Origin of the sequence: Mycobacterium sp. ELW1, assembly GCF_008329905.1 — a bacterium.
Lineage (GTDB): Bacteria > Actinomycetota > Actinomycetes > Mycobacteriales > Mycobacteriaceae > Mycobacterium.
This window is the reverse complement of record NZ_CP032155.1, coordinates 3509793-3536151: the sequence shown is the minus strand read 5'-3', so window position 1 is coordinate 3536151 and position 26359 is coordinate 3509793. Positions and strand designations below refer to the sequence as shown.

Annotated in this window: 23 protein-coding genes; 19 read left to right on the top strand and 4 right to left on the bottom strand. The window is 68.9% G+C overall.

The features are described from left to right. Positions 1-65: 65 nt before the first annotated feature. Entirely contained in the window at positions 66-1004 is a 939-nt protein-coding gene (locus D3H54_RS16640) for an alpha/beta hydrolase (protein ID WP_149379980.1), read from the bottom strand. On the opposite strand from D3H54_RS16640, the gene D3H54_RS16635 reads away from it, so the two are divergent. From D3H54_RS16635 to ribD, 8 genes are read left to right on the top strand one after another with little or no spacing between them, the layout of a single operon-like run. Then, entirely contained in the window at positions 1003-1722 is a 720-nt protein-coding gene (locus D3H54_RS16635; protein WP_210419742.1) for a lysoplasmalogenase, read from the top strand. The two genes, D3H54_RS16640 and D3H54_RS16635, sit on opposite strands and share 2 nt — an antisense overlap. 32 nt (positions 1723-1754) lie before the next feature. Then, complete coding sequence (locus tag D3H54_RS16630; RefSeq protein ID WP_149379978.1) at positions 1755-3752, top strand: primosomal protein N'; 1998 nt, start codon at positions 1755-1757, stop codon at positions 3750-3752. Between the two features lie 25 nt (positions 3753-3777). Next, on the top strand, positions 3778-5580 hold the full coding sequence (locus D3H54_RS16625; RefSeq protein ID WP_149379977.1) for a DUF2207 domain-containing protein: 1803 nt from the start codon (positions 3778-3780) through the stop codon (positions 5578-5580). Further along, positions 5574-6110, top strand: a complete 537-nt coding sequence (locus D3H54_RS16620; RefSeq protein WP_149379976.1) for a LemA family protein — start codon at positions 5574-5576, stop codon at positions 6108-6110. The genes D3H54_RS16625 and D3H54_RS16620 overlap by 7 nt, the downstream gene beginning before the upstream one ends. 4 nt (positions 6111-6114) lie before the next feature. After that, complete coding sequence (gene fmt / locus D3H54_RS16615; RefSeq protein WP_149379975.1) at positions 6115-7044, top strand: methionyl-tRNA formyltransferase; 930 nt, start codon at positions 6115-6117, stop codon at positions 7042-7044. Next, on the top strand, positions 7041-8534 hold the full coding sequence (locus D3H54_RS16610) for an RsmB/NOP family class I SAM-dependent RNA methyltransferase (protein ID WP_286198901.1): 1494 nt from the start codon (positions 7041-7043) through the stop codon (positions 8532-8534). The genes fmt and D3H54_RS16610 overlap by 4 nt, the downstream gene beginning before the upstream one ends. Before the next feature lie 8 nt (positions 8535-8542). Next, positions 8543-9217, top strand: a complete 675-nt coding sequence (gene rpe, locus D3H54_RS16605; protein WP_149379974.1) for a ribulose-phosphate 3-epimerase — start codon at positions 8543-8545, stop codon at positions 9215-9217. Further along, positions 9214-10233 (top strand): bifunctional diaminohydroxyphosphoribosylaminopyrimidine deaminase/5-amino-6-(5-phosphoribosylamino)uracil reductase RibD, encoded by a 1020-nt coding sequence (gene ribD / locus D3H54_RS16600; RefSeq protein ID WP_149379973.1) that lies wholly within the window; start codon positions 9214-9216, stop codon positions 10231-10233. Before rpe ends, ribD begins: the two co-directional genes overlap by 4 nt. Here ribD and D3H54_RS16595 read toward each other — a convergent pair. Beyond that, complete coding sequence (locus D3H54_RS16595) at positions 10230-10784, bottom strand: type 1 glutamine amidotransferase domain-containing protein (protein WP_149379972.1); 555 nt, start codon at positions 10782-10784, stop codon at positions 10230-10232. The two genes, ribD and D3H54_RS16595, sit on opposite strands and share 4 nt — an antisense overlap. Positions 10785-10813: 29 nt before the next feature. Then, complete coding sequence (locus D3H54_RS16590) at positions 10814-11647, bottom strand: GntR family transcriptional regulator (RefSeq protein ID WP_168214889.1); 834 nt, start codon at positions 11645-11647, stop codon at positions 10814-10816. A 209-nt stretch (positions 11648-11856) separates the two neighbouring features. On the opposite strand from D3H54_RS16590, the gene D3H54_RS16585 reads away from it, so the two are divergent. From D3H54_RS16585 to lysA, 11 genes are all read left to right on the top strand, one after another. Further along, a complete protein-coding gene (locus tag D3H54_RS16585) occupies positions 11857-13488 on the top strand; it encodes an ABC transporter substrate-binding protein (protein WP_168214888.1) in 1632 nt (543 codons plus the stop codon). Between the two features lie 6 nt (positions 13489-13494). Then, positions 13495-14463, top strand: a complete 969-nt coding sequence (locus D3H54_RS16580) for an ABC transporter permease (protein WP_149379969.1) — start codon at positions 13495-13497, stop codon at positions 14461-14463. Beyond that, positions 14460-15377 carry an ABC transporter permease gene (locus D3H54_RS16575; RefSeq protein WP_210419566.1) on the top strand — a complete coding sequence of 306 codons (918 nt, stop codon included), beginning with the start codon at positions 14460-14462 and terminating at the stop codon, positions 15375-15377. Before D3H54_RS16580 ends, D3H54_RS16575 begins: the two co-directional genes overlap by 4 nt. Beyond that, the gene (locus D3H54_RS16570; protein ID WP_149379968.1) at positions 15374-16345 is read left to right on the top strand and encodes an ABC transporter ATP-binding protein; all 972 of its coding nucleotides are present in this window, start codon (positions 15374-15376) and stop codon (positions 16343-16345) included. The genes D3H54_RS16575 and D3H54_RS16570 overlap by 4 nt, the downstream gene beginning before the upstream one ends. Beyond that, the gene (locus D3H54_RS16565) at positions 16342-17364 is read left to right on the top strand and encodes an oligopeptide/dipeptide ABC transporter ATP-binding protein (protein WP_149379967.1); all 1023 of its coding nucleotides are present in this window, start codon (positions 16342-16344) and stop codon (positions 17362-17364) included. Before D3H54_RS16570 ends, D3H54_RS16565 begins: the two co-directional genes overlap by 4 nt. After that, entirely contained in the window at positions 17361-18542 is a 1182-nt protein-coding gene (locus tag D3H54_RS16560; protein WP_149379966.1) for a M20 family metallopeptidase, read from the top strand. The genes D3H54_RS16565 and D3H54_RS16560 overlap by 4 nt, the downstream gene beginning before the upstream one ends. Continuing rightward, positions 18542-19954 (top strand): APC family permease, encoded by a 1413-nt coding sequence (locus D3H54_RS16555; RefSeq protein ID WP_149379965.1) that lies wholly within the window; start codon positions 18542-18544, stop codon positions 19952-19954. Before D3H54_RS16560 ends, D3H54_RS16555 begins: the two co-directional genes overlap by 1 nt. A gap of 62 nt (positions 19955-20016) precedes the next feature. Then, positions 20017-21381, top strand: a complete 1365-nt coding sequence (locus D3H54_RS16550; protein WP_149379964.1) for an aspartate aminotransferase family protein — start codon at positions 20017-20019, stop codon at positions 21379-21381. After that, on the top strand, positions 21378-22814 hold the full coding sequence (locus D3H54_RS16545) for a xylulokinase (RefSeq protein ID WP_149379963.1): 1437 nt from the start codon (positions 21378-21380) through the stop codon (positions 22812-22814). The genes D3H54_RS16550 and D3H54_RS16545 overlap by 4 nt, the downstream gene beginning before the upstream one ends. After that, positions 22811-23536, top strand: a complete 726-nt coding sequence (locus D3H54_RS16540) for a glucosamine-6-phosphate deaminase (RefSeq protein ID WP_149379962.1) — start codon at positions 22811-22813, stop codon at positions 23534-23536. Before D3H54_RS16545 ends, D3H54_RS16540 begins: the two co-directional genes overlap by 4 nt. After that, positions 23536-24789: a diaminopimelate decarboxylase gene (gene lysA, locus D3H54_RS16535; RefSeq protein WP_149379961.1), complete on the top strand. Its 1254-nt coding sequence runs from the start codon at positions 23536-23538 to the stop codon at positions 24787-24789. Before D3H54_RS16540 ends, lysA begins: the two co-directional genes overlap by 1 nt. A 1-nt stretch (position 24790) precedes the next feature. On the opposite strand, the gene D3H54_RS16530 is transcribed toward lysA, so the two are convergent. Continuing rightward, positions 24791-26356 (bottom strand): MFS transporter, encoded by a 1566-nt coding sequence (locus tag D3H54_RS16530; RefSeq protein WP_149379960.1) that lies wholly within the window; start codon positions 26354-26356, stop codon positions 24791-24793. Positions 26357-26359 lie beyond the last annotated feature (3 nt).

Here is a 26359-nt window from a genome sequence, read left to right as displayed (position 1 = left end):
GTGCCATTCTGGCCTGTCCGGACGGTCCCGACAAGGTTTGCTGCTAGCCGTGCGTTTTCGTCCGCTCAGGCGTGCAACGCTGCGCGCAGAGCGGCTAATCCACGGTCGGCCGCCTCAGTGGCGGCCGGCACCACCCCGGCGTAACCGAGGTAGCCGTGCACCAATGTGTCGGCCAAATGCAGGTCGACTGTTACACCTGCGGCGGCCAGCAGCTCGGCGTAGCGGGCGCCGTCGTCGCGCAGCGGGTCATGGCCGGCGACGGCGATGTAGGCCGGGGGCAGACCGGAGAGGTCGGCGGCCCGGCCCGGCGCCAGGCCGGCGGGCGGGTCGGTCAGGTCGACATGGCCGGCATACCACCTGGTGAACGCCTCGATGGCGGCATTGTCGAGTACCGGCGCGTCGGCGTTCTCGGCGAATGACGGCAGCGAGTTGTCCCACATCGTCGACGGGTACCAGAGCAGCTGGAACGCGATCGGCGGGCCGTCGTTGTCCCGGGCCAGCTGGGTCACGACCGCGGACAGCGTGCCGCCTGCGGAGTCGCCGGCCACCGCCAGCCGTGAGGCGTCCGCGCCGAAGCGATCGGCGTTGTCGGCCACCCACCGGGTGGCAGCCCAGACGTCGTCGACCGCGGCCGGGTAGGGGTGTTCCGGGGCCAGCCGATAGTCGACCGACACGACCAGTGTGCCTGCGGCGACGGCGTGGTCGCGGGCTGTGCCGTCGTGGGTGTCCAGGTCGCCGACGGCGAAGCCGCCGCCGTGGAAGTACATGGTCACCGGGGGATTTGTCACTGAGTCCGGCCAGTAGACCCGGACCGGGATCGGTCCTGCCGGCCCGTCGATCTGGTGGTTCTCCACCCGCAGGTCCGGATGCACCGGGCGGCGCGGGAGATCGCGCAGCCGGCGACGCGCCTCATCGATGCCGCCGTCGACGGTCAACTGGAAGGGCACTGCGTCCAGTACCTTCTGCAGGATGGCATCGACCGGCGGTTTGTCCGAACTGGGCATGAAATCACCGTACTTACGCACCCTGACAACATGGTGGGCGGCCGGTGCGGCCGTCGCGGTCGGCTACGGCGTCTTCCTGGCCGTCGAGGCGCTGCGGCTGCCCGAGAACGCTGAACTCACCGGCCGCTTCCCCGGCCAGCCCGCCGTCAAAGCACTGATGGCCGTGCTGCTGGCAGTGGCCGCGTTGTGGCATCCGCACGTGCGGGAGCGGCGCTGGCTGGTCGCGGCGCTGCTGTTCTCGGCCGGCGGCGACTTCTTCCTCGCGATGCCGTGGTGGCAGCCGTCGTTCGTGCTGGGCCTCGGCTCGTTCCTGGTGGCCCACCTCTGCTATCTGGGCGCGCTGCTGCCGCTGCGCGCACCGACCACACCGCGGCTGCTCGCGTCGGCGGTCGTAGTTGTCGCGTGTGTCGGTTTGCTGGTCCGGTTCTGGCCGCGGCTGGTGTCCGACGGGCTGACCATCCCGGTGATGGTCTACATGGCCGTGCTGGCCGCCATGGTCTGCGCGGCACTGGTGGCCCGGCTGCCCACGCCGTGGACGGCACTGGGAGCGGTGTGCTTCGCGATCTCCGACGGGATGATCGGCATCGGCCGCTTCGTGCTGGATTCGCAGGCCTTGGAAGTCCCGATCTGGTGGGTGTACGCCACCTCGCAGGTGCTGATCACGGCGGGCTTCTTCTTCGGCCGCGCCGTGGCTCACCCCAAGACGGCGGCTGACTAAACGTTTGTCGGGCCCGTCGATAGTCTTCGACGATGCCGATCCGGCGGGCCGCCGAGCACGAACCCATCGCCCGGGTGCTGCCGATGTTGTCGGTGCCGCACCTGGACCGTGAGTTCGACTATCTGGTGTCGGCCGAACAGTCCGACGACGCGCAGCCCGGGGTACGGGTACGGGTCCGCTTCCACGGCCGGCTGGTCGACGCCTTCGTGCTCGAGCGACGGTCCGATACCGACCACGTCGGCCAATTGGGTTGGCTGGACCGGGTGATCTCGGCCGAGCCGGTGCTCACCCCGGAAGTCCGCAGGCTGGTCGACGCCGTCGCTGCCCGCTACGCGGGCACCCGCCCGGACGTACTGCGGCTGGCCATTCCGCCACGCCACGCCCGCGCCGAGAAGACGCAGGTCGACGCGCCGCTGCTGCCCGTGGTCGAGCCGGTCGACCCGGCCGGCTGGGCCCGCTACGGCCGCGGCGACCAGTTCCTGACCGCCCTGAGCGAAGGCCGGGCCGCCCGCGCGGTCTGGCAGGCGCTGCCCGGTGAGCAGTGGTGTGACCGGATCGCCGAAGCCGCCGCGGCGGCGGTCAGCGGGGGCTACGGGGTGCTGGCCGTGGTTCCCGACCAGCGCGACATCGACGCGCTGTGGCAAGCCGCCACCGCCCGGATCGACCCGGCCGCCGTCGTCGCGCTGTCCGCAGGGCTCGGACCGTCGGCGCGCTACCGGCGCTGGCTGTCGGCGTTGCGCGGCCATGCCCGCCTGGTCATCGGCACCCGCAGCGCGGTGTTCGCCCCGGTCGAGCGCCTCGGTCTGGTGATCGTCTGGGACGACGGCGACGACACCCTGGCCGAACCCCGCGCCCCGTACCCGCACGCCCGCGAAGTAGCGATGCTGCGCGCGCATCAGCTGCGCTGCGCGGCGGTGATCGGCGGCTACGCCCGCACCGCCGAGGCGCATGCGCTGGTCCGCAGCGGCTGGGCGCACGACCTGGTGGCGGCCCGCCCGCTGGTCCGGGCGGCCGCGCCGCGGGTGGTCGCCCTCGACGACGAGGGTTACGCCGAGGAGCGCGACCCGGCCGCCCGCTCGGTCCGGCTGCCGTCGCTGGCCCTGCGCGCTGCGCGCGGCGCACTCGAACGCGAGGCGCCGGTGCTGATCCAGGTGCCGCGGCGGGGCTACGTGCCGTCGGTGGCCTGCGCCCGGTGCCGGACGATCGCCCGCTGCCGGCACTGCATGGGGCCGTTGTCGCTGTCGGAGCGAGACGCCGCCGGGGCGGTGTGCCGCTGGTGCGGCCGGATGGACACCGCACTGCGCTGCCGGCGCTGCGGCTCGGACGCGATCCGCGCCGTCATCGTCGGCGCGCGAAGGACCGCCGAGGAGATGGGCCGGGCTTTCCCGGGCACCACGGTGATCACCTCGGCGGGCGACGCCGTGCACACCGAGATCGAGCCGGGGCCGGCCCTCGTCGTCGCCACCCCCGGCGCCGAACCCCGGGTGCGGGGCGGTTACGGCGCCGCGCTGCTGCTGGACAGCTGGGCACTGCTGGGCCGCCAGGACCTGCGGGCAGCCGAGGACACCCTGCGACGCTGGATGGGCGCTGCCGCGCAGGTACGGCCCCGCGGCGACGGCGGCGTGGTGGCGGTGGTCGCCGAATCAGCCATCCCGACCGTGCAGGCGCTGATCAAGTGGGATCCGGTCGGTCACGCCGAAGCCGAGGTGGAGGCCCGCGCCGAGGTCGGGCTGCCGCCGTGCGTGCACATGGCCGCCATCGACGGCGGCGCGGCCGCGGTCGGCGCGCTGCTCGACCATGCCGAGCTGCCCGAGGACGCCGACCAGCTCGGGCCCGTCGATCTGCCGCCGGGAGTCCGCCGCCCACCCGCCACCGCCCCCGGTGAACCCGTCATCCGCATGCTGGTGCGGGTCGGCCGGGATGAGGGTCTGGCGCTGGCCGCCTCATTGCGCAGCGCCATCGCGATCGCCAGCGCCCGGCACGACCACGAGGCAGTTCGGGTACAGATCGATCCTTTGCACATAGGGTGAACCCCGACGAAACGGGGGAGGCGAGATGAAATTGACCGGCCGGATCATCCGGCTCTCGATCGTTTTGCTGCTCATCGTCATTGGGTTGTTGTGGCCGCTGGTGCTCACCGGCGGCTCGCAGGGCAGCCCGCCGTCGGATCCGGTGGTCATCACCGATTACCAGGCCGAGTTCGTCGTCGACGCCAACGGCAGGCTGGACGCCACCGAGATCATCACCGGCCGGTTCCCCAGCGGGCGGCACGGCATCTTCCGGTACTGGGACGTCGCAAACGTCAACAGCCCGCGGGTCCGCCAGCCACCTCACGTCAGCGAGATCCTTCTCGACGACCGCCCGGTGCCCTACGCACTGTCGTGGGAGGGCGGAAAACGGTTCCGGGTGGCCAAGATCGGCGATCCGAACAGTTACCTCGACTACGGCACCCACGTCTACCGGATCCGCTACAGCATCGACGGCGTCCTCGACCCCGGTGACACCGGCGCAGGCAAGACATTCGCGTCGTCGACCGGTGACCCGTCGTCGCGGTCGGCGTTCTTCTGGAATGTCGTTGCCCCGGGCTGGAACAACGTCATCGAGCGGGCCGACATCTCGGTCACGCTGCCCGGTGGCGTCAGCGGCGCCCAGTGCTCGGTCGGCTACGGCGTCGGCCGTGCCTGCGACGACCTCACCGTCAGCGGTGACCGGATCCGCCTGGCGGCCAGCAACCTGGATCCGCGGACGCCGGTGACCGTGCGCGCCGGAGTGGACGTACCCACCCCACCGCGCGCTGAACTGCCGTGGTCCTACCGGTGGGACCCGGTGCTGGGCCGCTCGCTGCCGCTGGTGCTGTGGCTGCTCGGGACGTCGGTGGCCGCCGCGCTGGGCGCCTACCTGTGGTGGCGGACGACGGTCGAGACCCCACCCGGGTTTCCGCTGCAGTACGCGCCGCCGCCCGGCCTGGGGCCGGTGCAATGCGAATACATCCGCACCGAGAAGGTTCCGGCCAACGGGCTGACCGCGACCCTGTTCTACCTCGCCGAGCGCAAGCTGATCACCCTGCACCAGGTCAGCGACAAGAAGTGGACCATCACCGGCAGTGCTCCTGCCGCGGCGTGGGCCGATGTCGACCCGGTCAGCATCGACGTCGGCGGCGCACTCAAGATCATCGGACCCGACGCCCGCTTCGACGCCAACGGCACCGTGACGGCAGGCAAGAAGCTGTCCAAGGCCAAGGAGGACATGGCCGCGTCGGTCAAGAAATGGGCGTTCGACGGGCTGATGGTCAAACGCTCCAAGGAGCTCTGGCTGCGGTTCTTCAACTTCCTGGCCCTCGTGCTGGCCGTCTGCGCCTTCGTCTGGGCGCCGTTCACCCTGTGGGGCCTGCCGTTCGCGCTGTTCTTCCTGCAGTCGTCCAGATCCTGGACCGACGGCGTGGGCAGCAGGCGCACCGCCGCGGGGCGCGAACTGTGGTCGCAGGTCGGCGGCTTCCACCGGATGCTGGCCACCGACTCGGCCGAGTCGCGCTTCGACTTCGCCGCCCGCAAGGACCTCTACACCGCCTATATCCCGTTTGCGGTGGCCGGCGGGGTGGCCGCGCTGTGGGCACGCAAGTACCAGACCGCGACCGGTCAGGTCGATCCGCAGCCGGACTGGTATCACTCGTCGTCGGGCACCAGTTGGCATGCCGCGACCAGCGGGGGTGCTAGTTTCGACAGCTTCGAGTCGGCGTTGTCGTCGTCGATCGGCGCCTACACCGCCTCGCAGTCCTCCTCGTCGTCCAGCAGTGGCGGCGGTGGGGGCGGCGGCGGAGGAGGCGGCGGCGGTGGCGGGGGAGGAGGCGGATCATGGTGAGCTTCGTGTTGATCGTGGTGCTGGTGCTCGCGGTCCTGGTGCTGATCGGATTTGTGCTGGGCTACAACAAAGTTCGCGCCGCCGACGTCCGGGTCGACGAGGCGTTGGGTGGCATCGACGTTCAGCTCACCCGGCGGGCGTCGTTGATCCCCAGCCTGGTGCAGACCGTCCAGGCCTTCGCGGCGCACGAGAAGGCGATCCTGGACCACGTCGCCGACGCGCAGACCGCTCTGGCGGCTGCGACCTCGGGAAAGTCTGTGGCGCAACGGAGTTCGGCTGAGAAAGAATTCGACACTGCGGTCGGTCAGGTGCTGGCGCTGGGCCAGACGTACCCGCAACTGAACTCCTCGAGCAACTTCCTCAATCTGCAGCAGAACCTCGCCGACACCGAGGACAAGCTGGCGTTCGCCCGGCAGTACTACAACGACGCTGTGGCCACCTCGAACCGGCTGATCACCACGATTCCGACGATGTTCGTGGCCGGGATGGCCGGGGTGTCGCAGCGCGAGTTCTACCAGGTGCCAAAGTAGAGGTATGCGAATCGTTTTCGCCGGCACACCAGAACCGGCCCTGCCGTCGCTGCAGCGGCTGATCGACTCACCACGCCATGAGGTGATCGCCGTGCTCACCCGTCCGGACGCGGCGGCCGGACGCCGCGGCAAACCCGCACCGTCACCGGTGGCGCGGCTGGCCGACGAGGCGGGGATCCCGGTGCTACGCCCGGCGCGGCCCAACTCGCCGGAGTTCATCGCCGAGCTGACCGAGCTGGCGCCGGAGTGCTGCGCGGTGGTGGCCTACGGAGCGCTGTTGTCCGAGGCGTTGCTCGCGGTTCCCCCGCACGGCTGGATCAACCTGCACTTCTCGCTGCTGCCCGCCTGGCGCGGCGCGGCGCCCGTGCAGGCCGCTATCGCGGCCGGCGACTCCGTCACCGGCGCAACGACTTTCCTGATCGAACCGAGCCTGGACTCCGGACCGGTGTACGGCGTGGTCACCGAGTCGGTGCGACCTACCGACACCTCCGGTGACCTGCTGGACCGGCTGGCGGTCTCGGGCGCGGGGCTGTTGGAGGCGACACTCGACGGAATCGGCGACGGAACCCTGACGCCGGTGCCCCAGCCCGCCGAGGGGATCAGCGTGGCGCCGAAGATCACTGTGGAGCAGGCGCGGATCTCCTGGGACCTGCCCGCTCACGTCGTCGACCGCCGGATCCGCGCGGTCACCCCCAATCCCGGAGCGTGGACGATGATCGGCGACCTGCGAGTCAAGGTCGGCCCGGTCAGCGTCGACGAGGCGGCGCCGGCGTTGCCGCCGGGGGAGATGACGGTGGACCGGTCCGGGGTCCGCGTCGGTACCGGGTCGCAGCCGGTTCTGCTGGGCCAGGTACAGCCGCCCGGTAAGAAGCTCATGAACGCGGCGGACTGGGCCCGCGGTGCCCGGCTCGACGCGACGGTGCGGGCGTCATGACTGACCGACCGCAGCGCGGGGGGCGCGATAAACCGCAGGGCGGCAAGCGTTTTCAAGATGGCTCCGGCCAGAAACGGGACCGCACCGGAGCGCCGCCGGGACGGGATCGTGCCCAGCAACGGCCACCGCGCCGCCCCCGGCGCACCCCGCTGGATCCGGCGCGTCAGGCGGCGTTCGACGTGTTGCGCGCGGTGTCGGAACGGGATGCCTACGCGAACTTGGTGCTGCCGTCGATGCTGGCCGAGCGCGGCATCCACGGTCGCGATGCGGCATTCGCCACCGAACTCGCGTACGGCAGCTGCCGCACCATGGGTCTGCTGGACGCCGTGATCGCGGCCGCCGCGGGACGCCCCATCGAGCAGATCGACCCGGTGCTGCTGGACCTGTTGCGCCTCGGCACCTATCAGCTGCTGCGCACCAACGTCGCCGAACATGCCGCAGTGTCCACCACCGTCGAGCAGGCCGGCATCGAATTCGACAGTGTCCGAGCAGGTTTCGTCAACGGCGTGTTGCGCACCATCTCCGGCCGCGACGAGGCCGGCTGGGTGGCCGAACTGGCCCCGTCCAAGGACACGGACCCGGTCGGTCACCTGGCGTTCGTCAACGCCCACCCACGCTGGATCGCGCAGTCGTTCGCCGATGCGCTCGGCGCCCGCGCCGGCGAGCTGGACGCGGCCCTGGCCGCCGACAACGCCCGCCCCGGTGTGCACCTGGCGGCGCGCCCCGGTGTGCTGACCGCCGAAGAGCTGGCCGCCGCCGTCGATGGGACGGTCGGCCGCTACTCGCCGTACGCGGTGTACCTGGGCGGCGGGGACCCGGGCCGGCTGGCGGCGGTGCGCGAGGACAAGGCGCTGGTGCAGGACGAGGGCAGCCAGCTGGTGGCCCGGGCGCTGACGCTGGCCCCACTGGTCGGCGACGACGGCGGCCGGTGGCTGGACCTGTGCTCGGGCCCGGGCGGCAAAACCGCGCTGATCGCTGCGATCGCCGCGCAGCAGGGCGGCACGGTCACCGCGATCGAGCCGGCGTTGCGCCGGGCCGGGCTGGTCGAGCAGAACACCCGCGGCCTGCCCGTCGAGGTGCTGCGCGTCGACGGCCGGGAGTCGGCGCTGCAGCCCGGCAGCTTCGACCGCGTACTGGTCGACGCGCCGTGCACCGGGCTGGGAGCGTTGCGTCGCCGCCCGGAGGCCCGCTGGCGCCGCACCCCGGGCGACGTACCGGTGCTGGCCAAGCTGCAGCGCGAATTGCTGGCTGCCGCGATCGCCCTGGTCCGCCCGGGCGGCGTGGTGCTCTATGCGACCTGTTCCCCGCACTTGGCCGAGACCGTCGGGGTGGTCTCCGATGCGCTGCGCCGCCATCCGGTCACCGCGCTGGACACCCGGCCACTGTTCGCCCCGGCCGACCAACTCGGCGACGGTCCGCACGTGCAGCTGTGGCCGCACCGGCACGGCACCGACGCCATGTTCGCGGCCGCTCTGCAGAAGACTGTTTAATGGCTGCCATGCGACCCCTGATCGCCCCGTCGATCCTGTCCGCCGACTTCGCGCGCCTGGCCGAGGAGGCCGCCGCGGTCGAGGGCGCCGACTGGCTGCACGTCGACGTGATGGACGGCCACTTCGTCCCCAACCTCACGTTGGGTCTGCCGGTGGTGGAGAGCCTGCTGGCGGCGACCGACATCCCGATGGACTGCCATCTGATGATCGACGATCCGGACCGCTGGGCGCCCGGCTACGCCGAGGCCGGCGCGTACAACGTGACGTTCCACGCCGAGGCGACCGACAACCCGGTCGCGGTGGCCCGTGACATTCGCGCCGCAGGAGCCAAGGCCGGCCTGTCGGTCAAGCCGGGCACCCCGCTGGAGCCGTACCTGGACATCCTGCGCGACTTCGACACGCTGCTGGTGATGTCGGTCGAGCCGGGCTTCGGCGGCCAGAGCTTCATCGCGGAGGTGCTGTCCAAGGTCGCGACCGCGCGCCGGCTGGTCGACTCGGGCGAGCTGACGATCCTGGTGGAGATCGACGGCGGCATCAACGCGGACACTATCGAGCAAGCCGCCGAGGCCGGCGTCGACTGCTTCGTCGCCGGGTCGGCGGTCTACGGCGCCGGTGACCCGGCCGCTGCGGTCGAGGCATTGCGCAGGCAGGCCGCGACCGCGTCGCAGCATCTGCGCATATGACCGCACCCACGTCGGCGGAGGTCGACGCCGCGATGCGGCTGGCCATCGATCAGGCGCAGCGGGTCAAAGGCTCGACGTATCCGAATCCGCCTGTGGGAGCGGTCATTCTGAGTGCCGAGGGTGAAGTCGTCGGCGTCGGAGGAACAACGCCGACCGGTGGCCCGCACGCCGAGGTGGTCGCGCTGCGGGAGGCGGGGGAGCGGGCGAGCGGCGGCACCGCCGTCGTCACCCTCGAACCGTGCAACCACCATGGACGCACTCCGCCCTGCGTCGATGCCCTGATCCAGGCCGGGGTGGCCACCGTGGTGTACGCCGTCGCCGATCCCAACCCGGTGGCCTCCGGAGGTGCTGATCGCCTGCGCGGCGCCGGAATCGACGTCGTCGCCGGGGTGTGCGCCGACGAGGTGGCCGCCGGCCCACTGCGGGAATGGCTGCACAAGCAGCGGGCCGGGCGTCCGCACGTCACCTGGAAATTCGCCACCAGCGTGGACGGGCGCAGCGCCGCCGCGGACGGGTCCTCGCAGTGGATCACCAGTGAGGCGGCTCGCGCCGACCTGCACGTCCGCCGCGCGGCATGCGACGCGATCGTCGTCGGCACCGGCACGGTGGACATCGACGATCCGACGCTGACGGCCCGGCTGCCCGGCGGTGGGCTCGCCGAGCGTCAGCCGCTGCGCGTGGTGGTCGGCATGCGGGAGATTTCGCCGGAAGCCAATGTGCTCAACGAGGATTCGCACACCATGGTGATCCGCACCCATGATCCGCACGAGGTGATCCAGGCACTGTCCGACCGCACCGATGTGCTGCTCGAGGGCGGGCCGACGCTGGCCGGCGCATTCCTGCGGGCCGGGGTGATCGACCGGATCCTGGCTTATGTCGGCCCGATCCTGCTCGGTGGTCCGGTCACCGCCGTCGACGACGTCGGCGTGCCCAGCATCGCGCGAGCGCTGCGCTGGCGGTACGACGGTGTCGACCGGATCGGTCCGGACCTGCTGCTGAGCCTGGTGCCCGCCTAGCCGGCGAACGTCTCGACCAGTTGCCCGCAGAACGCCGGCAGATCGTCGGGCTTGCGGCTGGAGATCAGCGTGTTCGGGCCGCCGGTGCACACCACGACTTCCTGGTCCACCCACTCGGCCCCGGCGTTGCGCAGATCGGTCTGCACGCTCGGCCACGAGGTGATCTGGCGGCCCTCGACCACGTCGGCTTCGATGAGGGTCCACGGTCCGTGGCAGATCACGCCCACCGGCTTGCCTGCGTCGAAGAAGCCTTTGACGAAGTCGACCGCCGACGAGTTGGTGCGCAGGAGATCGGGGTTGGCCACCCCGCCGGGCAGCACCAGACCGTCGTAGTCGGACGCCGAGACGGCGTCGGCAGTCTTGTCCGCCTCGAAGGTGTCGGCCGGGGTGAGGTGGTTGAACGCCTGGACCTTGCCGACCTCGGTCGACACCAGTTCCGGGGTGCCGCCGGCCTGCTCGACGGCCTCCCATGGCTTGGTCAGTTCGACCTGCTCGATGCCCTCGGGGGCGACCAGGAATGCGATCTTCTTGCCGGAGAGTTCGTTGCTCATGATCAGCCGGGTACCCGCCGACCGCGCGGTCAATACCCCGGGTTGGTCAGCGGTGCCACCGACCAGTTCGACAGCTCCGTCGGACCCAGAATGCGGTGGCGGGTCTGCCCCGCGGTGTAGAACGTGAACTTCGTAGCGCGGTAGCACTGTTCGAAGCAGTCGAAGGCCCGCCCGTCGGCGTCGAAGCTGACCCCACGTACCCGCACGATCGGGTCACCGTCCGGCATCTCGAGATGTTCGGCCTCCCAGCTGCTGGGGGTGTCGACTTCGAAGGCCTGCTCGGTGTATTCGTCGGTGAGTTGGTAGCGCTCCTCGATGAAGCGATACAGCGACCCGCCGTCGGCCAGCAGATCGTGGTCGATCGCCGGTACCCGGTCCAGCGGCAGGACGGCACGTTCGAGGATCTTGTCTGTGCCGCCGATCTCGCGTTTGCGCCAGATCTCCCAGACCGGTTGGCCCGGGTCGACGCCCAGCGCGGTCGCGATCGTCATGCTGGGCAGACCGACACCGATCGAGATCAGAGCCGTTCTGACCGTGGGTAACCCGAGTTCGTTGTCCAGCAGAGTGTGCAGCAGCTCTCCCGGACGTGTCGGGTCGCTAGCGATGCGCGGCTCGGCGACGAACGTGCCCAGACCTTGCCGTCGGGTGATCTTGCCGGCCCGTTCGAGCTCGTCGAGAGCGCGCCGCACGCTGATCCCACTGACTCCGGCGATCTCGGCCAACTCGGTGGTGGACGGCAGTCGATCTCCGGGTTGCAACCCACGCTCGGCCATGATCCCGAGCACCAGGTCATAGACGTGCTGGTAGCGGAGCTTGCGTTCGGTGGACGCCCCCGCGTGGTCGGCTCGCTTCGCCGTCGGCATCCTCACGTCCTCCCGTCCTGAAACCATGAGGTTCACGCACTCAGTATGCAGTTACCCCGGTACACCCATAATCATGCGGTAGGAGCTGGGATTTCTTGCGAACCATCGGAAAAAATTCCGAAACAATCGCGCAATTATCCGGCAATGATCTTCACTCATACTACTCTGTATACAGAGTGAGAGTGGAAGGGATTGTCATGGCTTCAGCGATGGATCGTCGGAAATTTCTCCGGACCTCGGCGGTGGTGGCGGCGGCACTCGGCGGCGCGGCCGCGCTGGCGTCGTGCGCGCCGCAGACGGCCAGCAGCACCGTGCTGCGGGTCGGTTCCACCACCGACATCGACTCGCTGAACCCGTTCACCGCCGACTCCACTCAGTCCGACGACGTTCTGCAATTGGTCTACGACCGGTTGATGGGTTACGACGCACAGCTCAACATCCAACCCTCGCTGGCCACCGACATGCAGACGACCGACGGCGGTAAGACCTTCACCTACACGCTGCGATCCGGGGTGAAGTGGCACGACGGCAAGGATTTCAGTGCCGACGACGTCGTCTTCACCTTCCTGATGGTGCGCGACAACGACTATGGCACGTACGGGGCGTACCTCAAGGACCTCACCGACGTGGTCAAGGTCGGCGACAACCAGGTTCGGCTCACGTATTCGCAGCCGCAGACACTGCAGCCCGGCGTCATCATGCCGATCGCCCCCAAGCACCTGTGGGAGGGCGTGGCCAAGGATGACCTGCCCAAGTATGCCAACGACAAACCAGTCGGAACGGGACCGTTCAGCTTCGTGTCATGGGACAAGGGCAGCGTTGCCACCGTCATCCGAAACGACTCGTGGTGGGGCACCAAACCGGCGGCGCAAAAGGTCACCTGGACCAAGTTCGGCTCCGACGACGTGGTCACGCAGGCACTGCGCACCGGAGATATCGACATCGTCCCCGAGGTCCCGCCGACGATCTACACCGGACTGCAGAACGCCGCGAACGTCAAAACCACTGCCATGGAATCGTTCTCGTTCCACATGATCGGCTTCAACTGTTCGACCGCCCCGGGATCGAAGGGCAATCCCATCCTGAAGGACCAGATCGTCCGCCAGGCGCTGGCCTGTGCCGTCAACCGGCAACAGCTCGTGGAGCTCGCCCTGGCCGGTTACGGCGAACCCGGCACCGATCTGCTGCCACCTGCCTTCGGCGATTTCCACTTCGTCCCCGCGCCCGACGCGGTCCTGGACAACAACCCGGGCAAGGCGAAAGAGCTGCTCGACAAGGCCGGCTACACCGACCGCAACGGCGACGGCATCCGCGAGTCCAAAGACGGTGCGCCGCTTGAGTTCCGGCTGCTCGTGATCGCCGATACCACCGTCGACATGAAAGCCGCCGACCTGTTCATCACGGCAGCCAAGGCTGTCGGAGTCAACCTCAAGCTCTCCAGTACCGACGCCGACAGCATGACAGCGACGATCTACAACGCCGAAACGCCGGACTGGGACGTCATGATCTGGGGCTGGGATTCCTCGTTCTACGACCCGTCCTACCTTCTGGGCATCGCCACCACCGACCAGATCGGTGGCAACAACGACACGTTCTGGACCGACCCGCGCTACGACGACCTCTACCACCAGCAGTCGACGACCGTCGATCGCGGCGCCCGGGTCGCAATCGTGCAGGAGATGCAGGCGATTCACTATGCCGCCTGCCCGTACATCGTGATGTGGTACCAGAAGAAGCTGACCGGCACCCGAACCAACACCTGGACGGGATGGCAGCCGATGAACGGCGGCATGATCTTGAACTTCCCGCGGGTGAACTACCTCGACGTGAAGCCGGCCTGAGCATCGATGCTTCGGTATCTGAGCCAAAAGATCTCGTACCTGGTGCTCACGCTCGTAGCGGTGGTTGCGGCGAATTTCGTTCTCTTCCACCTGATGCCGGGAGACCCGGTGACCCACATCGCGCGTGGTCAACACCTGGACGCCGACGCGATCGCCCGGCTGCGCACCTACTACGGCCTGGACCAGCCGATGGCCTCGCAGTTCGTGACCTATCTGCAGAACCTGCTCAAGGGTGACCTCGGCTTCTCCTACACCTACCAGGGGTCGGTCGGCCCGATCGTGGTGAAAGCCCTTGCCAACACCCTGATCCTGGTCACCGTTTCGACGCTGCTGGTGATCCTCCTCGGCGTCCTGATCGGGGTGTTCGCCGCCTCCCGGCGCGGCTCGCGCACCGACTCCGGGCTGGTCATCGGATCGCTGGTGTTCTGGAGTCTGCCCACGTTCTGGGTGGGCATGCTGCTGATCTTCGTCTTCGCTGTGTCACTCGGCTGGTTTCCGATCGCAGGCATGTACACCGCCGACGCGCTGTACCCCACCGTGTTCACCCGAATGGCGGACCTGGCAAGGCATCTCGTCCTGCCGACCGTCGCCATGGTTTTGGTCGACATCGCCCAGTTCGTCCTGATCACCCGCAGCTCACTGCTGGCGACATTGTCCGAGGATTACATGACCACTGCCCGGGCCAAGGGCCTGACCCCGCGGCGGGTGCTCTGGCGACACGGCGTGCGCAATGCGCTGCTGCCCGTGGTGACCGCCACGACGCTCTACGCCAGCGCCACCGTCGGCGGCACGATCCAGGTTGAGACGGTGTTCTCCTGGCCCGGCATGGGACAGCTGATCTACCTGTCGGTGATCCGGCGCGACTACCCGGTGATGGAAGCGTGCTTCCTGATCTTCGCGGTAGTGGTCGTGCTGGCCAACTTCGCCAGTGACCTGGTCTACCGGATGCTCGACCCGCGGGTGCGGCTGACATGACCGGACCGCTGATGAACCCCGCACTGGAACCCGAGGAACCTGCCGCGGCACACGTGCCGGGCGGCTGGCGCGGCGTGCTGCGCCAACTCTTCGCCGACCGAATGGGCCGCACCGGGCTGCTGACTGTGGTCGCGGTTATGGTCGTCGCGATCGCCGGCCCGCTGCTGGCGCCCTACGACCGTACTGACGTCGCCGACACACGCGCCGGAATCCTGTTGCGACCCAGTGCCGCCCACTGGCTGGGCACCGACGAACTCGGCCGCGATGTGCTGCGGCAGGTACTGGCCGGAACATCAGTGTCACTGGAGATCGGGCTCATCGCCACTGTCATCACAGTGCTCATCGGAACCCTGGTCGGGGCGCTGGCGGGCTGGTTCACCGGCTTCATAGACGCGGTGCTGATGCGGATCACCGACTTCTTCTTGGTGCTGCCCAACTTGCCGTTGATGATCGCACTCGGCGCGATCATCGGGCAGAGCCTGCCGATGATCGTTCTGGTCATCGCAATCACCAGCTGGCCCAGTACGGCGCGCATCGTCCGCTCCCAGGTGCTGGCGCTGCGTGAACGCGAAGTGGTGGCCCGCGCCAAGACCGTCGGCCTGTCCTCGGCAGGCATCCTGTGGCGACTGATCCTGCCCGGGGTGCTGGCGCTGGTGATCGCCAACGCCGTTCTGGTCATCGCCGGATCGATCCTCGCCGAGGCCACCCTGTCCTTCCTTGGCCTCGGCGATCCGACCCGAACCTCGTGGGGCCAGATCCTGCACAACGCGTTCGCCGCCGGCGCTGTGGGCAACGGCTTCTGGTGGTACTTCCTGCCACCGGGCGTCGGCATCGTGCTGGTGGTGCTGGCGTTCTCCCTCGTCGGGCAGAGTCTGGAACGGATCCTCAACCCTCGGCTGGCGGTGGCCGAATGAGCTTGTTGAGCGTTCGGAACCTGAGCGTCACCTACCGCGGTGGCGTGCGCGCGGTGGACGGTGTCGACCTGGATGTGTCCGCCGGTGAGGTGGTCGGGCTGGCCGGCGAGTCCGGCTGTGGGAAAAGTACATTGGCGCTCGCCGTTGCGCGTCTTCTGCCGCCCGGCGCTGTTGCGGCCGCCGACGAGATGACATTCGCCGGCACGGATCTGAGCACCGTCGACGAGGCCGGACTCCGGGCACTGCGCTGGCGGAGGCTGTCGCTGGTGTTCCAGGGCGCGATGAACGGCTTCAACCCGGTGATGACGATCGGCGATCAGGTGCGCGAGGCGATCCGGGCGCACGAACCGGAGGCCGACCGCAAAGCGGTGCGGCGCCGTGTCGCCGAGTTGCTGACCCAGGTGGGGATCGCCTCCGGGCGGGCGGCCGACTATCCCCACCAGCTCTCCGGCGGCATGAAGCAGCGCGCGATGATCGCCATGGCGCTGGCCTGCCGCCCCGACCTGGTGATCGCCGACGAGCCCACGACCGCGCTCGACGTCATGACCCAGGCCCAGATCCTGGAGTTGATCCGCGGTCTGGCCGACGAACTGGGGCTGTCGATGCTGATCATCTCCCACGACCTGACCGTGCTGTCCGAACTCTGCGACCGGGTCGCGGTGATGTACGCCGGGCGCATCGTCGAATGTGGTCGTGCCGAGGACATCTTGAGCTCGGACTCACGGCCGGCGCATCCCTACACCCGCCGACTGCTGGACTGCTATCCGCGACTGGACGCGGGGCAGGCGTCGATCTGCGGAATACCCGGCAGCCCACCCGATCTCGCACACCCGCCGGCGGGCTGCCGATTCAATGACCGGTGTGTCGAAAAGCTGGCACGGTGCGCGACCGACGATCCCGCGCTGCAGGAGGTTGCCGGCGCTGCCGCTCACCTCGCAGCATGCCATACGGTGGAGGCCCGCGCATGACCAAGCCGGTGGTCGCCGAGGTACGCGACCTGCATGTGCACTTTCCGGTCCGGCACGGTCGGCGACGGCTGACAGCACGTGCCGTCGACGGTGTCGACCTGTCCGTCCACGAGGGTGAGATCGTGGCACTGGTCGGTGAATCCGGCTGCGGGAAAACCACTGTCGCGCGCACCCTCATGCGGCTGGTCGACCCCAGTTCGGGAACGGTGTCGGTAGGCGGTGTGGACATCACCCATGCCCGCGGCGCCGCGCTGCGCAGACAGCGCCGCGAGTTCCAGATGATCTTCCAGGACCCGTTCGAAAGCCTGCCGGTCAACGCGACCGCGGTCGACCTCGTCAGCGAGGGGCTGGCGATCCATCGACGTGACCTGGATGCCGCGGCGCGACGCGGGGTGGCGCTGGCGGCATTGGAGATGTGCGGGCTGACACCGGCCGCAGCGATCGCGCAGCGCCGCATCTTCCAGCTATCCGGGGGGCAGCGCCAGCGGGTCGCGATCGCGGCCGCACTCGCGCTGCAGCCCCGGCTCCTGGTGGCCGACGAGCCGGTGTCCATGCTCGATGTCTCGTTGCGTGCCGGGGTCATCCGGGTGCTACTGGACATGCGCGAACGCCTGGACGTGGCAATCCTTTTCATCACCCACGATCTCGCACTGGCCGGTGTTTTTGCGGATCGGGTTGCCGTCCTCTACCTGGGCCGGGTGGTCGAGCAGGGTTGCGCCGCCGATGTGATCGGTACACCCCGGCATCCGTACACTCGCGCGCTGGTGGACGTCATGCCCAAGGCGGGTGGCGGCAGGCGAATGGCCCGCGCGCTGTTGACCGGTGAGCCGCCCAACGCCACCGCCACCGCTCCGGGTTGCCGGTTCGCGCCGCGCTGTCCGCTCTACCGGCAGCTCGGTGAACCCGATCGCTGCCGTGCCGAGCAACCGATGCTCACCGATGCCACGCCGGAACACCAAGTGGCGTGCCATTTTTCAGACGTCACAGAATCACCAACACCAAAGGAGAGCACCACATGACCGTCACTCGTGAGGAAGCGATCGAGCTACTCGAGGCGATGGTTCGAATCGACTCCGTGACGCCCTGGCTGATCCCGGGAGGGGCCGGCGAGGGCGACGTCGCCCGCTTCATGCGCGACTGGCTGGCCGACCTCGGGCTGGAGGCGACGCTGGAGGAGGTGGAACCCGGCCGCCCCAACGTGCTGGCCTGGTTGCGGGGCAGTGCACCTGGCCCGACGATCTGCCTGTCCGCACACAGCGACACCGTCGGCTACGCGAACTGGGCCGACAGCGCACTGCACCCCGTCGTCGACGGTGACCGGATGATCGGACTCGGCGTGGCCGACGACAAGGGCGGCTGCGCCGCCGCGATGCTCGCGGTACGCGAATTGGTGCGCTCCGGAACAGGATTGGCAGGCAACGTGCTGGTAGCCCTGGTGATCGACGAGGAGGGTGTCAGCATCGGCACGGAGCACCTGGTCGCCCATCATGCCGCCGAGATCGACCTGGCCATCAACCTCGAACCCGACGGTTCGCACACCATCTACGGCGAACATCAGGGGTTCGGCTGGATCGACATCGTGGTGCACGGCGAGCCGGCGCACGGTTCGGCGCCCGACAAGGGCGTCGACGCCATCGTCCACATGGCCGAGGTGGTGGCCCGCCTGCACCGGCTCGACGAGACGCGCTGGAAACCCAACCCCGATCCCAAGAACGGCCGCACCGTGTTCCACACCGGAACGATCCGCGGCGGCACCGACTACGCCACCTATCCCAACCAGGCCGTGCTGGGCATCGAGATCGGCACCCAGCCGGGCGAGACACTGGCCGACCGAGTCGCCGAGATCGAGGCGATCTTCGCCGAGGTCACCGAATCCGAACCGCGCTTTCGTGGTGAGGTCGTCGTCCGCCTGGACCGCGACCCCTTCACCGGTGCGGGCAACGAGGAGCTGCTGAACGCACTCGGCGACGCAACGGAAGCCGTCAACGGAGTCCGCTCACCAGTGACCGGTCTCAACGCGTGGACAGACGCCGCGCTGTTCCAAAGTGCCGGCATCCCCACGGTCCTGTTCGGGCCGGAAGGCGGCAACTACCACGCGGCCCAGGAGTGGGTGTCCATTCCGGACATGATCGCGACCGCCGAGATCCTGCGCCAGACCCTCGTAACGCTCATCGGTCGCAAGGACGGCGATTCCTGATGGCCCGGGACATGGCTGCCCCGGCTGGGGGACTGCGGTCGGGAGCACTGCGCGCAGTGGACGTGGTGGTGATGGCGCTGGCCAGTTCGGGACCCATTCAGAGCGTGGCCGTCTCGCTGGCCGCGATCCTGGCGACCGTCGCGTACGCCGGTGTCGTGCCGATTCTCATCTGCTTCGTCCCGATGCTGGGCATCGCACTCGGTTACCAACGCCTGCACGCATGGCAACCGAGTGCGGGGGCGACGTATACCTGGGTGGGCCGGGTGCTCAACCCGCATGCCGGGTTCTTCGCCGGCTGGATCATGTTGCTGTACTACACGGTCGGTACGACGAGCCTGACCATCCCGCTCGGAAGCTACCTGCTCAGCTTCTTCTCCGATCACGCCGCAGACAGCCCGGTCGCGGTGGCTGCCGTGGGAACCGTGTTCGACCTGATCGTCACCGCAGTGGCCGCATTGGGCGTGGCCCTGTCAGCCCGGTTCCAATTGGGCTGGGCCATCTTCGAATACGCGTTGCTCATCGGGTTCGCCGTCCTGGCCGTGATATTCATCGCCCGCGGCAACGGTGACGTGGTCAAGCCCAGCATCTCGTGGTTCACGGTCGAGGGGGCGGGCGGCTTCAAGTCGTTGATATCGGGCGTGCTGCTGGCGATCTTCCTCTACTCAGGCTGGGACACCGCTGCCTACGTCGGTGAGGAAGCTTCCGGCCGCACTGCCGGACGGGCCGCCGTGACCAGCGTTGTCCTGCTGTTCGTCATCTACTCGGTGTCGGTGTTGGCGTTCCAGGGGATCGCGCCGATGCAGGACATGCAAGATCACGCAGCCAACATCCTTGCGTTCGTGGGTGAACGGATCGGTGGCGGCTTCTGGGCGAACGTGATGATCGTCGCGGTACTCGGCGGCACCCTCGCGTCGTTGCTTGCGGCGATCGTCAGTGCTTCGAGGATCGGATTCGCGATGGGGCGAGACCGGGTCGTGCCGTCCTGGCTGGCACAAGTCAGTGGGAAGTACGGCACGCCGCTGAACGCGACAATCCTGTTCGGTCTGCTCAACATCGCATTCCTCTGGGGCTCAACGCTTATCGGCGCGGTGGGTGAGGCGCTGGCCAACATCGTGAGCACGCTCGGATTGATGGCGGCGATCTTCTATCTGCTGACCGCGGTGACCGCCATCTGGTGCTACCGGCGCCAGATCGTCTCCTCTGTCAAGGATTTCGTGATCGGGGGATTGATGCCGGGTCTGGGCGCGGCGTTCATGGCGTTCGTCGTCGTCTACTCGATCACCTCGGGGTCGCTGAACGGAATCGAACTCGGGTTCGGCGTCGGCCTCGCGCTGGTCGGGCTATTGCTGTCCGTCGTCTCGGCCACGGTCGGAAAGGCGCCGTTCTACACCGCGCCGCGAAATCCGCACTGACCCGCCGGCATGAGCCGGCCACTGCACTTACCACGACCTTCAACGATGAAAGAGATTCCCTGATGCACTTCACCGATGCTTATGCGGCCCGGACCCCCGTCACCAAGGCGCTGTACGAACGGGCCAAGCGAACGATTCCCGGCGGTGCGGGCTCGACGGCCCGGCTGCCGCGCAACGGGTGGAAGCCTTATCCGATCGTGATGGCGCACGGCAGCGGATCGCGCCTGACCGACGTGGACGGCAATACCTACATCGACTATCTGCTGGGGCTCGGTCCGATGATCCTCGGGCATCGCCATCCGGTGGTGACCAGCGCTGTCACCGAGGCCGTCCGCGATCTCGGCACGTGCTTCGGGTTGCCGTACGAGCTGGAGATCGAGGCCGCCGAAAAGGTGGTGGCCGCCGTACCGGGTATCGAACAGGTCCGCTTCACCAATTCCGGATCCGAGGCGGTGGGCACGGCGGTTCGGCTGGCCAGGGCCACCACCGGACGGCGAATCGTGGTCCGGTTCGAGGGGCACTACCACGGCTGGCAGGACACCGTGTACTGGTCCAACCACGTCGACCCGGTGCTGGCCGGACCGGCCGATCATCCACGACCGGTTGCGATGGGACCCGGGGTCCCGGCCGAACTGGAAGACACCCTCGTGGTGCTGACGTGGAACGACGCCGACAGCTTCGTGGAGCTGATGAACCGGCGCGGTGACGAGATCGCTGCGGTGCTCACCGAACCCGCGGTGTTCAACACCGGGTGCATCCTGCCCGAACCGGGTTATCTGGAACTTCTGCGCAGCGAAACGCGCAAACACGGCTCTCTGTTGATCTTCGACGAGGTGATCACCGGGTTCCGGTTCGCGCGCGGCGGGGCCCAGGAATGGTTCGGCGTCACACCGGATCTCACCACCCTGGCCAAGGGCCTCGGCGGCGGGTTCCCGGTCGCCGCGGTCGGCGGCTCGACGGAAGCCATGCACCTGGTCGCCGACGGCATCTACTCCCACTCGGGTACCTACAACGCCAACGTCGTGCAATGCGCCGCGGTGTCGGCGACGATGGACCTGCTGGCCGAACCGGGGTTGTATGAGCGGCAGCGGGCACTGGGGCACCGCCTGGCCGCGGGCCTCGGCGAGTTGGCCGCCGAGCGCGGCCTGGATGCCTACTGTGAAGGACTCGGCACGGTGTTCCAGTTGTGGTTCGCCGACGGTCCTATCCACAATTGGCGCGACGCGGTGAGCCGTGCCGACGAGGCTCTGTTCACCCGGTGGTATGAGGAGATGGTGATTCGCGGGGTGTTGTTCCATCCGCTGCAGTTCGAGAATCTGTTCGTCTCGCTGGTTCACGACGACCGTGACATCGACGAGACGCTCCAGGCCGCCGCTGACGCGCTGACCGTTGTTGCCCGCACCCGGACGGCCGCGTCCCGGTCGTGACCGCACCGGTAGTCATCGGCGTCGACCTCGGCACCTCGGCGGTCAAGGTCGTCGCGGTCGATCACGACGGTGCGGTCGTCGCATCGGCGCGGTCGGAGTATCCCACCCGGCGGCCCGAACACGAAGCGGCCGAACAAGATCCGCACCATTGGTGGGAGGCGCTGGGAGCGGCCGGCGACGTCGTGGCCGGCTTGGTTCCGCCGCGGCGGTGGAGTGCGATCGGGCTGAGCGCGATGCTGCCCACACTGGTCGAGCTGGACACCATGCTCGAGCCGGTGGGGGCGGCGATCACCTGGGAGGACGGCCGGGCTGAGCGGCAGGCCGACCAGTTGCGCGCCATGGTCGGGGACGCCGAGCTCTATCGGATCACCGGACAGCGGGTCGACGGGCGGTACCTGGCGCCGATGCACGCCCGGCTTCAGGGGCTGGGCTGCGCCGGTACAACCGTCGCCGGCGCCAAGGACGTGTTGTTCCACCAGCTGACCGGGTCGTTGCTCACCGACCCCAGCACCGCGGCGGGCAGCGCCGTCTTCGATCTCGAACGTGGTTGTTGGAGTGCGGAGTTGGTCGCCGCGTCCGGTCTGCCGAGCTTGCCCGAGGTGGCCCATTCGGCCACCGCACTGCCCCTCACGCAACGATGGCGGCAGCGGTGGGGAGTGCCGGGCGAGCTGCCCGTGGTGCTGGGCGCGGCGGACTCGGTGCTCGGTGTGCTGGGAGTGGGGGCGCGGGCGCACGGAGAGGTGGGGGTGATCGCCGGCACCAGTGCAGTCGTGCTGGGTGTCTCCGATCGGCCGACCCGCGATCCCGACATGCGCTACCTGGTCACCCCACTGGCCGGGTCCGGCTGGGGACTCGAAATGGATCTGCTCGCAATGGGTTCGGCGTTCGACGCCATCGCCGCGCTGTTCGGCCTGGACGGACCGGCCGATCTGCTCGAGGCGGCAGCAACGGTGGCGCTCGCCGACGCGCCGTTGTTCTTGCCGTATCTATCGCCAGGGGAGCAGGGCGCCTTGTGGGATCCCAGCCTGACCGGCACCGTGCAGGGCCTCCGGCTGGGGATGGGCGTCGGTCATATCGGCCGGGCACTGCTGACCGGCATCGTGGTCGAGTTGCGCCGGTGCATCGATGTGCTTTCCGCTGCGACGGGTGAGTCGGGTCCGGTCCGGCTCGGCGGCGGTAGTGCGGTAAGCCCGCTGATGTGGCAGGACATCGCGGATGCGACGGGACGAGAGGTGTGGGTGGATCCGGCGGTGACCGACCATTCGGCGATCGGCGCGGCGCTGTTCGCCGCGGGCGTGACCGGGAATCCGATCATCCGCGACGATGCCCCGCGGATCGTCGCGCCCCGACCAGACCGGCATGGCTGGTGGACCGACTGCCTGGCCCGCCATGACGACGCACGGCTGCGGGCGAGCGCGAAGGTGAACCGATGAAAGTGACCGTCGTCGACGACGACATGTTCGCCACCACCGCGGCCGCCGCCCTGCTGGAGCGGCTGCCGTCCGCCGCGCCCACGCTCGGGGTGGCCACCGGCGGTACCCCGATGCGGGTGTACGCCGAGTTGGCATCGCGCAGCCGTCGCGGCGAGGTCGACCTCTCCGGTGCCACGGTGCTCGCACTCGATGAGTACGTCGGTCTCGACGACGGTGACCCACGCAGCTACACGGCCTACGTGCGTTCGCGCGTCGCCGATCCGCTCGGTATCCCTATCGCCAATGTTCATGTGCCGCAAGGAGATAGCGCCGATCCGGCGGCTGTGGCGGAGGCATTCGAGCAGCGGATTGCCGAGACTGGCGGTGTCGATGTCCAGATCGCCGGGATCGGCTCCAATGGGCACCTGGCGTTCAACGAGCCCGGCTCGCCGCTCGATTCGACCACGCGGGTGGTGGAGCTGTCCGACCAGACCCGGCACGACAACGCCCGGTTCTTCGGCGGCCGGGTCGACGACGTCCCGCGCAGCGCGATCACCCAGGGACTGGCGACGATCGGTCGGGCCCGCTCCATCCTGCTGCTGGCGGCCGGTCGGGCAAAGGCCGACGCGCTGGCTGCCGCACTGCGCGGCCCCGTCGACGCGGCTGTGCCGGCATCGGTGTTGCAGCGGCACGGGGATGTCACAGTGATCGCGGACCGCGCGGCATGGAGCAGGATGGCGTGATGAACGATCCCGATGTACTCGGTTTGTTTCCGCCCGGTTCGCAGCACTCCGACGGCGTCCTGACCGTCGGGGGCTGCCGACTCGATGCGCTGGCTGCCGAATTCGGCACCCCGGTCATGGTGGTCGCCGAGGACGCCGTGCGGCAGCGGGCCAGGGACTACCTGAGCGCGTTCCGCAGCCGGTGGGCCCGAGCCGATGTGGCATTCGCGTCGAAAGCGTTCCCCTGCACCGCAATTCAACGTCTGGCCAGCGAGGAAGGGCTGCTGCTCGACGTGGCCGGCGGGGGAGAGATCGCCACCGCACTGGCCGCCGGGGCCGATCCGGCGCGGATGCTGTTGCACGGCAACGCCAAGACCGACGAAGAAATCGGTATGGCCGTCAGCAGCGGTGTCGGCCTGATCGTCGTCGACAACTTCGACGACATCGACCGGCTGGAACGCATTGTCGAGCCGGGCCGCAGGCAGCCCTGCCTGGTGCGGGTCGTGCCGGGTATCGAGGCCGATACCCATGCCGCGGTGGCAACCGGTCACGCCGGCTCGAAATTCGGCCTGCTGCCGGCAGATGCCCGGCTGGCGATCGAGAAGATCCGACGCAGCCGGGTGTTGCGCTGCGACGGCGTGCACACTCACGTCGGCTCGCAGCTGCTCGACGCCGACCAGCTCGCCGCCGCCGTGGCTCCGGTCGCCGAGCTGGGCAGCTTCGACGTATACGACTTCGGCGGCGGGCTCGGGGTGCGCTACACCTACGCCGATCACCCGCCGACGGTGGACGCCTACGCCCACACCATGATCGAGAAGGCTCGCGGCCTGGTCCCCGCCGACGCCCGCATCATCGTCGAGCCGGGCCGGTCGATGACCGCGACCGCGGCGTGCACGGTCTACCGGGTGACGACCGTCAAACACGGGGTGGTCACCCACGTCGCGGTCGACGGCGGGATGGGGGACAACCTCGAGGTGTCGTTGTACGGGCAGCGGTTCGAGGCCACCCTCGTCGACCGGGTGGGCGGGGGCTCCGAGGTCACCGTCGTCGGCAGGCACTGCGAATCCGGCGACCAGCTGATCGACGTTGTCTCCCTTGACAATCCAGTGGTCGGGGACCTGCTGGCCGTCCCGGTCACCGGCGCGTACTGCTACACGATGTCCAACCAGTACAACGGGGCGCGCCGCATCCCGGTGGTGTTCGCCGCGAACGGGGACGCCCGGCTCGTGGTGCGCCGCGACACCTGGGCCGACCTCCTGGCCCGCGACGTGTGAGCTACTGCGACGGGGTCAGCGACGACTCGGCATCCGCGGAGCCGGCGTGCGCTTGCCTGCCGCCGACGAACAGGGCCAGCCCGGCGCCGACCAGACACACGATCACGGTGACGAAGAAGATCGAGCCGTACTGCATGGCGAAGGCGGTGCGGTAGCGCTCGGCCTCGCCTGCGATCTTGGCGGCCAGGCTGTTGCCGCCCGGACTCGGCAGTGTGGCCAGGATCTGGTTGAACCGGTACAGGCCCCACGCACTGAGCGCCGCGACGCCGATCAGCATGCCGGTCATGCGGGCCACCACGACCAGCGACGAGGCGATGCCGTGCTGAGCCGCCGGCACCACCCGCAGCGCGGCAGAGGTGAGCGGGCCGATCACCAGACCCAGCCCGAAGCCGGCCAGCGCCAGGTCGGTGTCGATCACCGGCAGCGACACGAAGCCGAGATCGTGGCGGGTGGTGGCCACATTGGTACCCCAGTGCGACACCAGCAGGTAGGCGCCCGAGGCGATCAGCATGCCGACCACGGCGACGATCCGGTCGCCGATCCGGGTGGCGATCCAGCCGCCGATGAGCGCTCCGATCGGCAGCGCGATCAAGAAGTGCAGCAGCAGGAACGCGGCCTGCGTCTGGTCCTTGCCCAGCACGCCCTGGCCGAACAGTTCGACGTTGACCAGCGTGACCATCAGCGCCGCGCCCGCGCACAGCGAGGTGCCCAGCGAGGCCAGGAACGGCACGAACCGGACGCCGGCCGGTTCGATCAACCGGGTGCGGGCAAACCGCTCCCAGACGAAGAATGCGATGGCCGCGACGATCGCGCCGATGACCAGGACCAGGCCGTGCGGCGGCAGCAGCGTCTTGCCGTCGGGGTTCGGGTTGTACAACCCGATCACGGCCAGGCCCAATGCGATCGCGAGCAGGATGCCGCCGACCAGGTCGACCTTTTCGGGGTTCTCGCTGCGGTCGTGGGAAGGCAGGCTGAAGTGGATCGCCACCATCGCGATCAGCGTCAGCGGCACGTTGATCCAGAACACGTCCTGCCACTTGCCCAGCAGCAGCACCACACCGATGCCGTACAGCGGGCCGAGCACACTGCCCAGCTCCTGGGCGGCGCCGATGCCGCCGAGTACCGCGGCCCGGCTGCGGGCGGCCCACAGGTCGGCCGCCAGCGCGAGCGTCACGGGCAGCAGGGCGCCTGCGGCGACGCCCTGGACGAGCCGGCCGACCACCAGCATGGTCAGGTCGGTGGACAGCGCGGTCACCACCGAGCCGGCCGCGAACGTGACCAAGGACAGCTGCAGCATGAGCTTGCGTCCGAAGCGGTCGGACAGCCGGCCCAGCAGCGGCATCGCCGCGATGTAGCCCAGCATGTACCAGGTGATGATCGGGGTGACCTGCTGCAGCTTGTTCACCGGGATGCCGACCGTCGACATGATGTCGACCATGATCGTGACCACGACATATGTGTCGAGCGCCCCGAGCAGAACGGCGAGGCTACCCGCGCTGATCACGATCCGGCGGCTGCGGCCGGAGGTCCCCACCCGGTGTGCAGCGGTGTCCACAGACTCAGCCATCAC

Excerpts from the sequence above, each read along its gene's own strand:
- D3H54_RS16635 (WP_210419742.1), top strand. The coding sequence starts at position 1,003 with ATGAAATCACCGTACTTACGCACCCTGACAACATGGTGGGCGGCCGGT.
- D3H54_RS16640 (WP_149379980.1), bottom strand. The coding sequence starts at position 1,004 with ATGCCCAGTTCGGACAAACCGCCGGTCGATGCCATCCTGCAGAAGGTA.
- D3H54_RS16630 (WP_149379978.1), top strand. The coding sequence starts at position 1,755 with ATGCCGATCCGGCGGGCCGCCGAGCACGAACCCATCGCCCGGGTGCTG.
- D3H54_RS16625 (WP_149379977.1), top strand. The coding sequence starts at position 3,778 with ATGAAATTGACCGGCCGGATCATCCGGCTCTCGATCGTTTTGCTGCTC.
- D3H54_RS16620 (WP_149379976.1), top strand. The coding sequence starts at position 5,574 with ATGGTGAGCTTCGTGTTGATCGTGGTGCTGGTGCTCGCGGTCCTGGTG.
- fmt (WP_149379975.1), top strand. The coding sequence starts at position 6,115 with ATGCGAATCGTTTTCGCCGGCACACCAGAACCGGCCCTGCCGTCGCTG.
- D3H54_RS16610 (WP_286198901.1), top strand. The coding sequence starts at position 7,041 with ATGACTGACCGACCGCAGCGCGGGGGGCGCGATAAACCGCAGGGCGGC.
- rpe (WP_149379974.1), top strand. The coding sequence starts at position 8,543 with ATGCGACCCCTGATCGCCCCGTCGATCCTGTCCGCCGACTTCGCGCGC.
- ribD (WP_149379973.1), top strand. The coding sequence starts at position 9,214 with ATGACCGCACCCACGTCGGCGGAGGTCGACGCCGCGATGCGGCTGGCC.
- D3H54_RS16595 (WP_149379972.1), bottom strand. The coding sequence starts at position 10,784 with ATGAGCAACGAACTCTCCGGCAAGAAGATCGCATTCCTGGTCGCCCCC.
- D3H54_RS16590 (WP_168214889.1), bottom strand. The coding sequence starts at position 11,647 with ATGCCGACGGCGAAGCGAGCCGACCACGCGGGGGCGTCCACCGAACGC.
- D3H54_RS16585 (WP_168214888.1), top strand. The coding sequence starts at position 11,857 with ATGGATCGTCGGAAATTTCTCCGGACCTCGGCGGTGGTGGCGGCGGCA.
- D3H54_RS16580 (WP_149379969.1), top strand. The coding sequence starts at position 13,495 with ATGCTTCGGTATCTGAGCCAAAAGATCTCGTACCTGGTGCTCACGCTC.
- D3H54_RS16575 (WP_210419566.1), top strand. The coding sequence starts at position 14,460 with ATGACCGGACCGCTGATGAACCCCGCACTGGAACCCGAGGAACCTGCC.
- D3H54_RS16570 (WP_149379968.1), top strand. The coding sequence starts at position 15,374 with ATGAGCTTGTTGAGCGTTCGGAACCTGAGCGTCACCTACCGCGGTGGC.
- D3H54_RS16565 (WP_149379967.1), top strand. The coding sequence starts at position 16,342 with ATGACCAAGCCGGTGGTCGCCGAGGTACGCGACCTGCATGTGCACTTT.
- D3H54_RS16560 (WP_149379966.1), top strand. The coding sequence starts at position 17,361 with ATGACCGTCACTCGTGAGGAAGCGATCGAGCTACTCGAGGCGATGGTT.
- D3H54_RS16555 (WP_149379965.1), top strand. The coding sequence starts at position 18,542 with ATGGCCCGGGACATGGCTGCCCCGGCTGGGGGACTGCGGTCGGGAGCA.
- D3H54_RS16550 (WP_149379964.1), top strand. The coding sequence starts at position 20,017 with ATGCACTTCACCGATGCTTATGCGGCCCGGACCCCCGTCACCAAGGCG.
- D3H54_RS16540 (WP_149379962.1), top strand. The coding sequence starts at position 22,811 with ATGAAAGTGACCGTCGTCGACGACGACATGTTCGCCACCACCGCGGCC.
- lysA (WP_149379961.1), top strand. The coding sequence starts at position 23,536 with ATGAACGATCCCGATGTACTCGGTTTGTTTCCGCCCGGTTCGCAGCAC.
- D3H54_RS16530 (WP_149379960.1), bottom strand. The coding sequence starts at position 26,356 with ATGGCTGAGTCTGTGGACACCGCTGCACACCGGGTGGGGACCTCCGGC.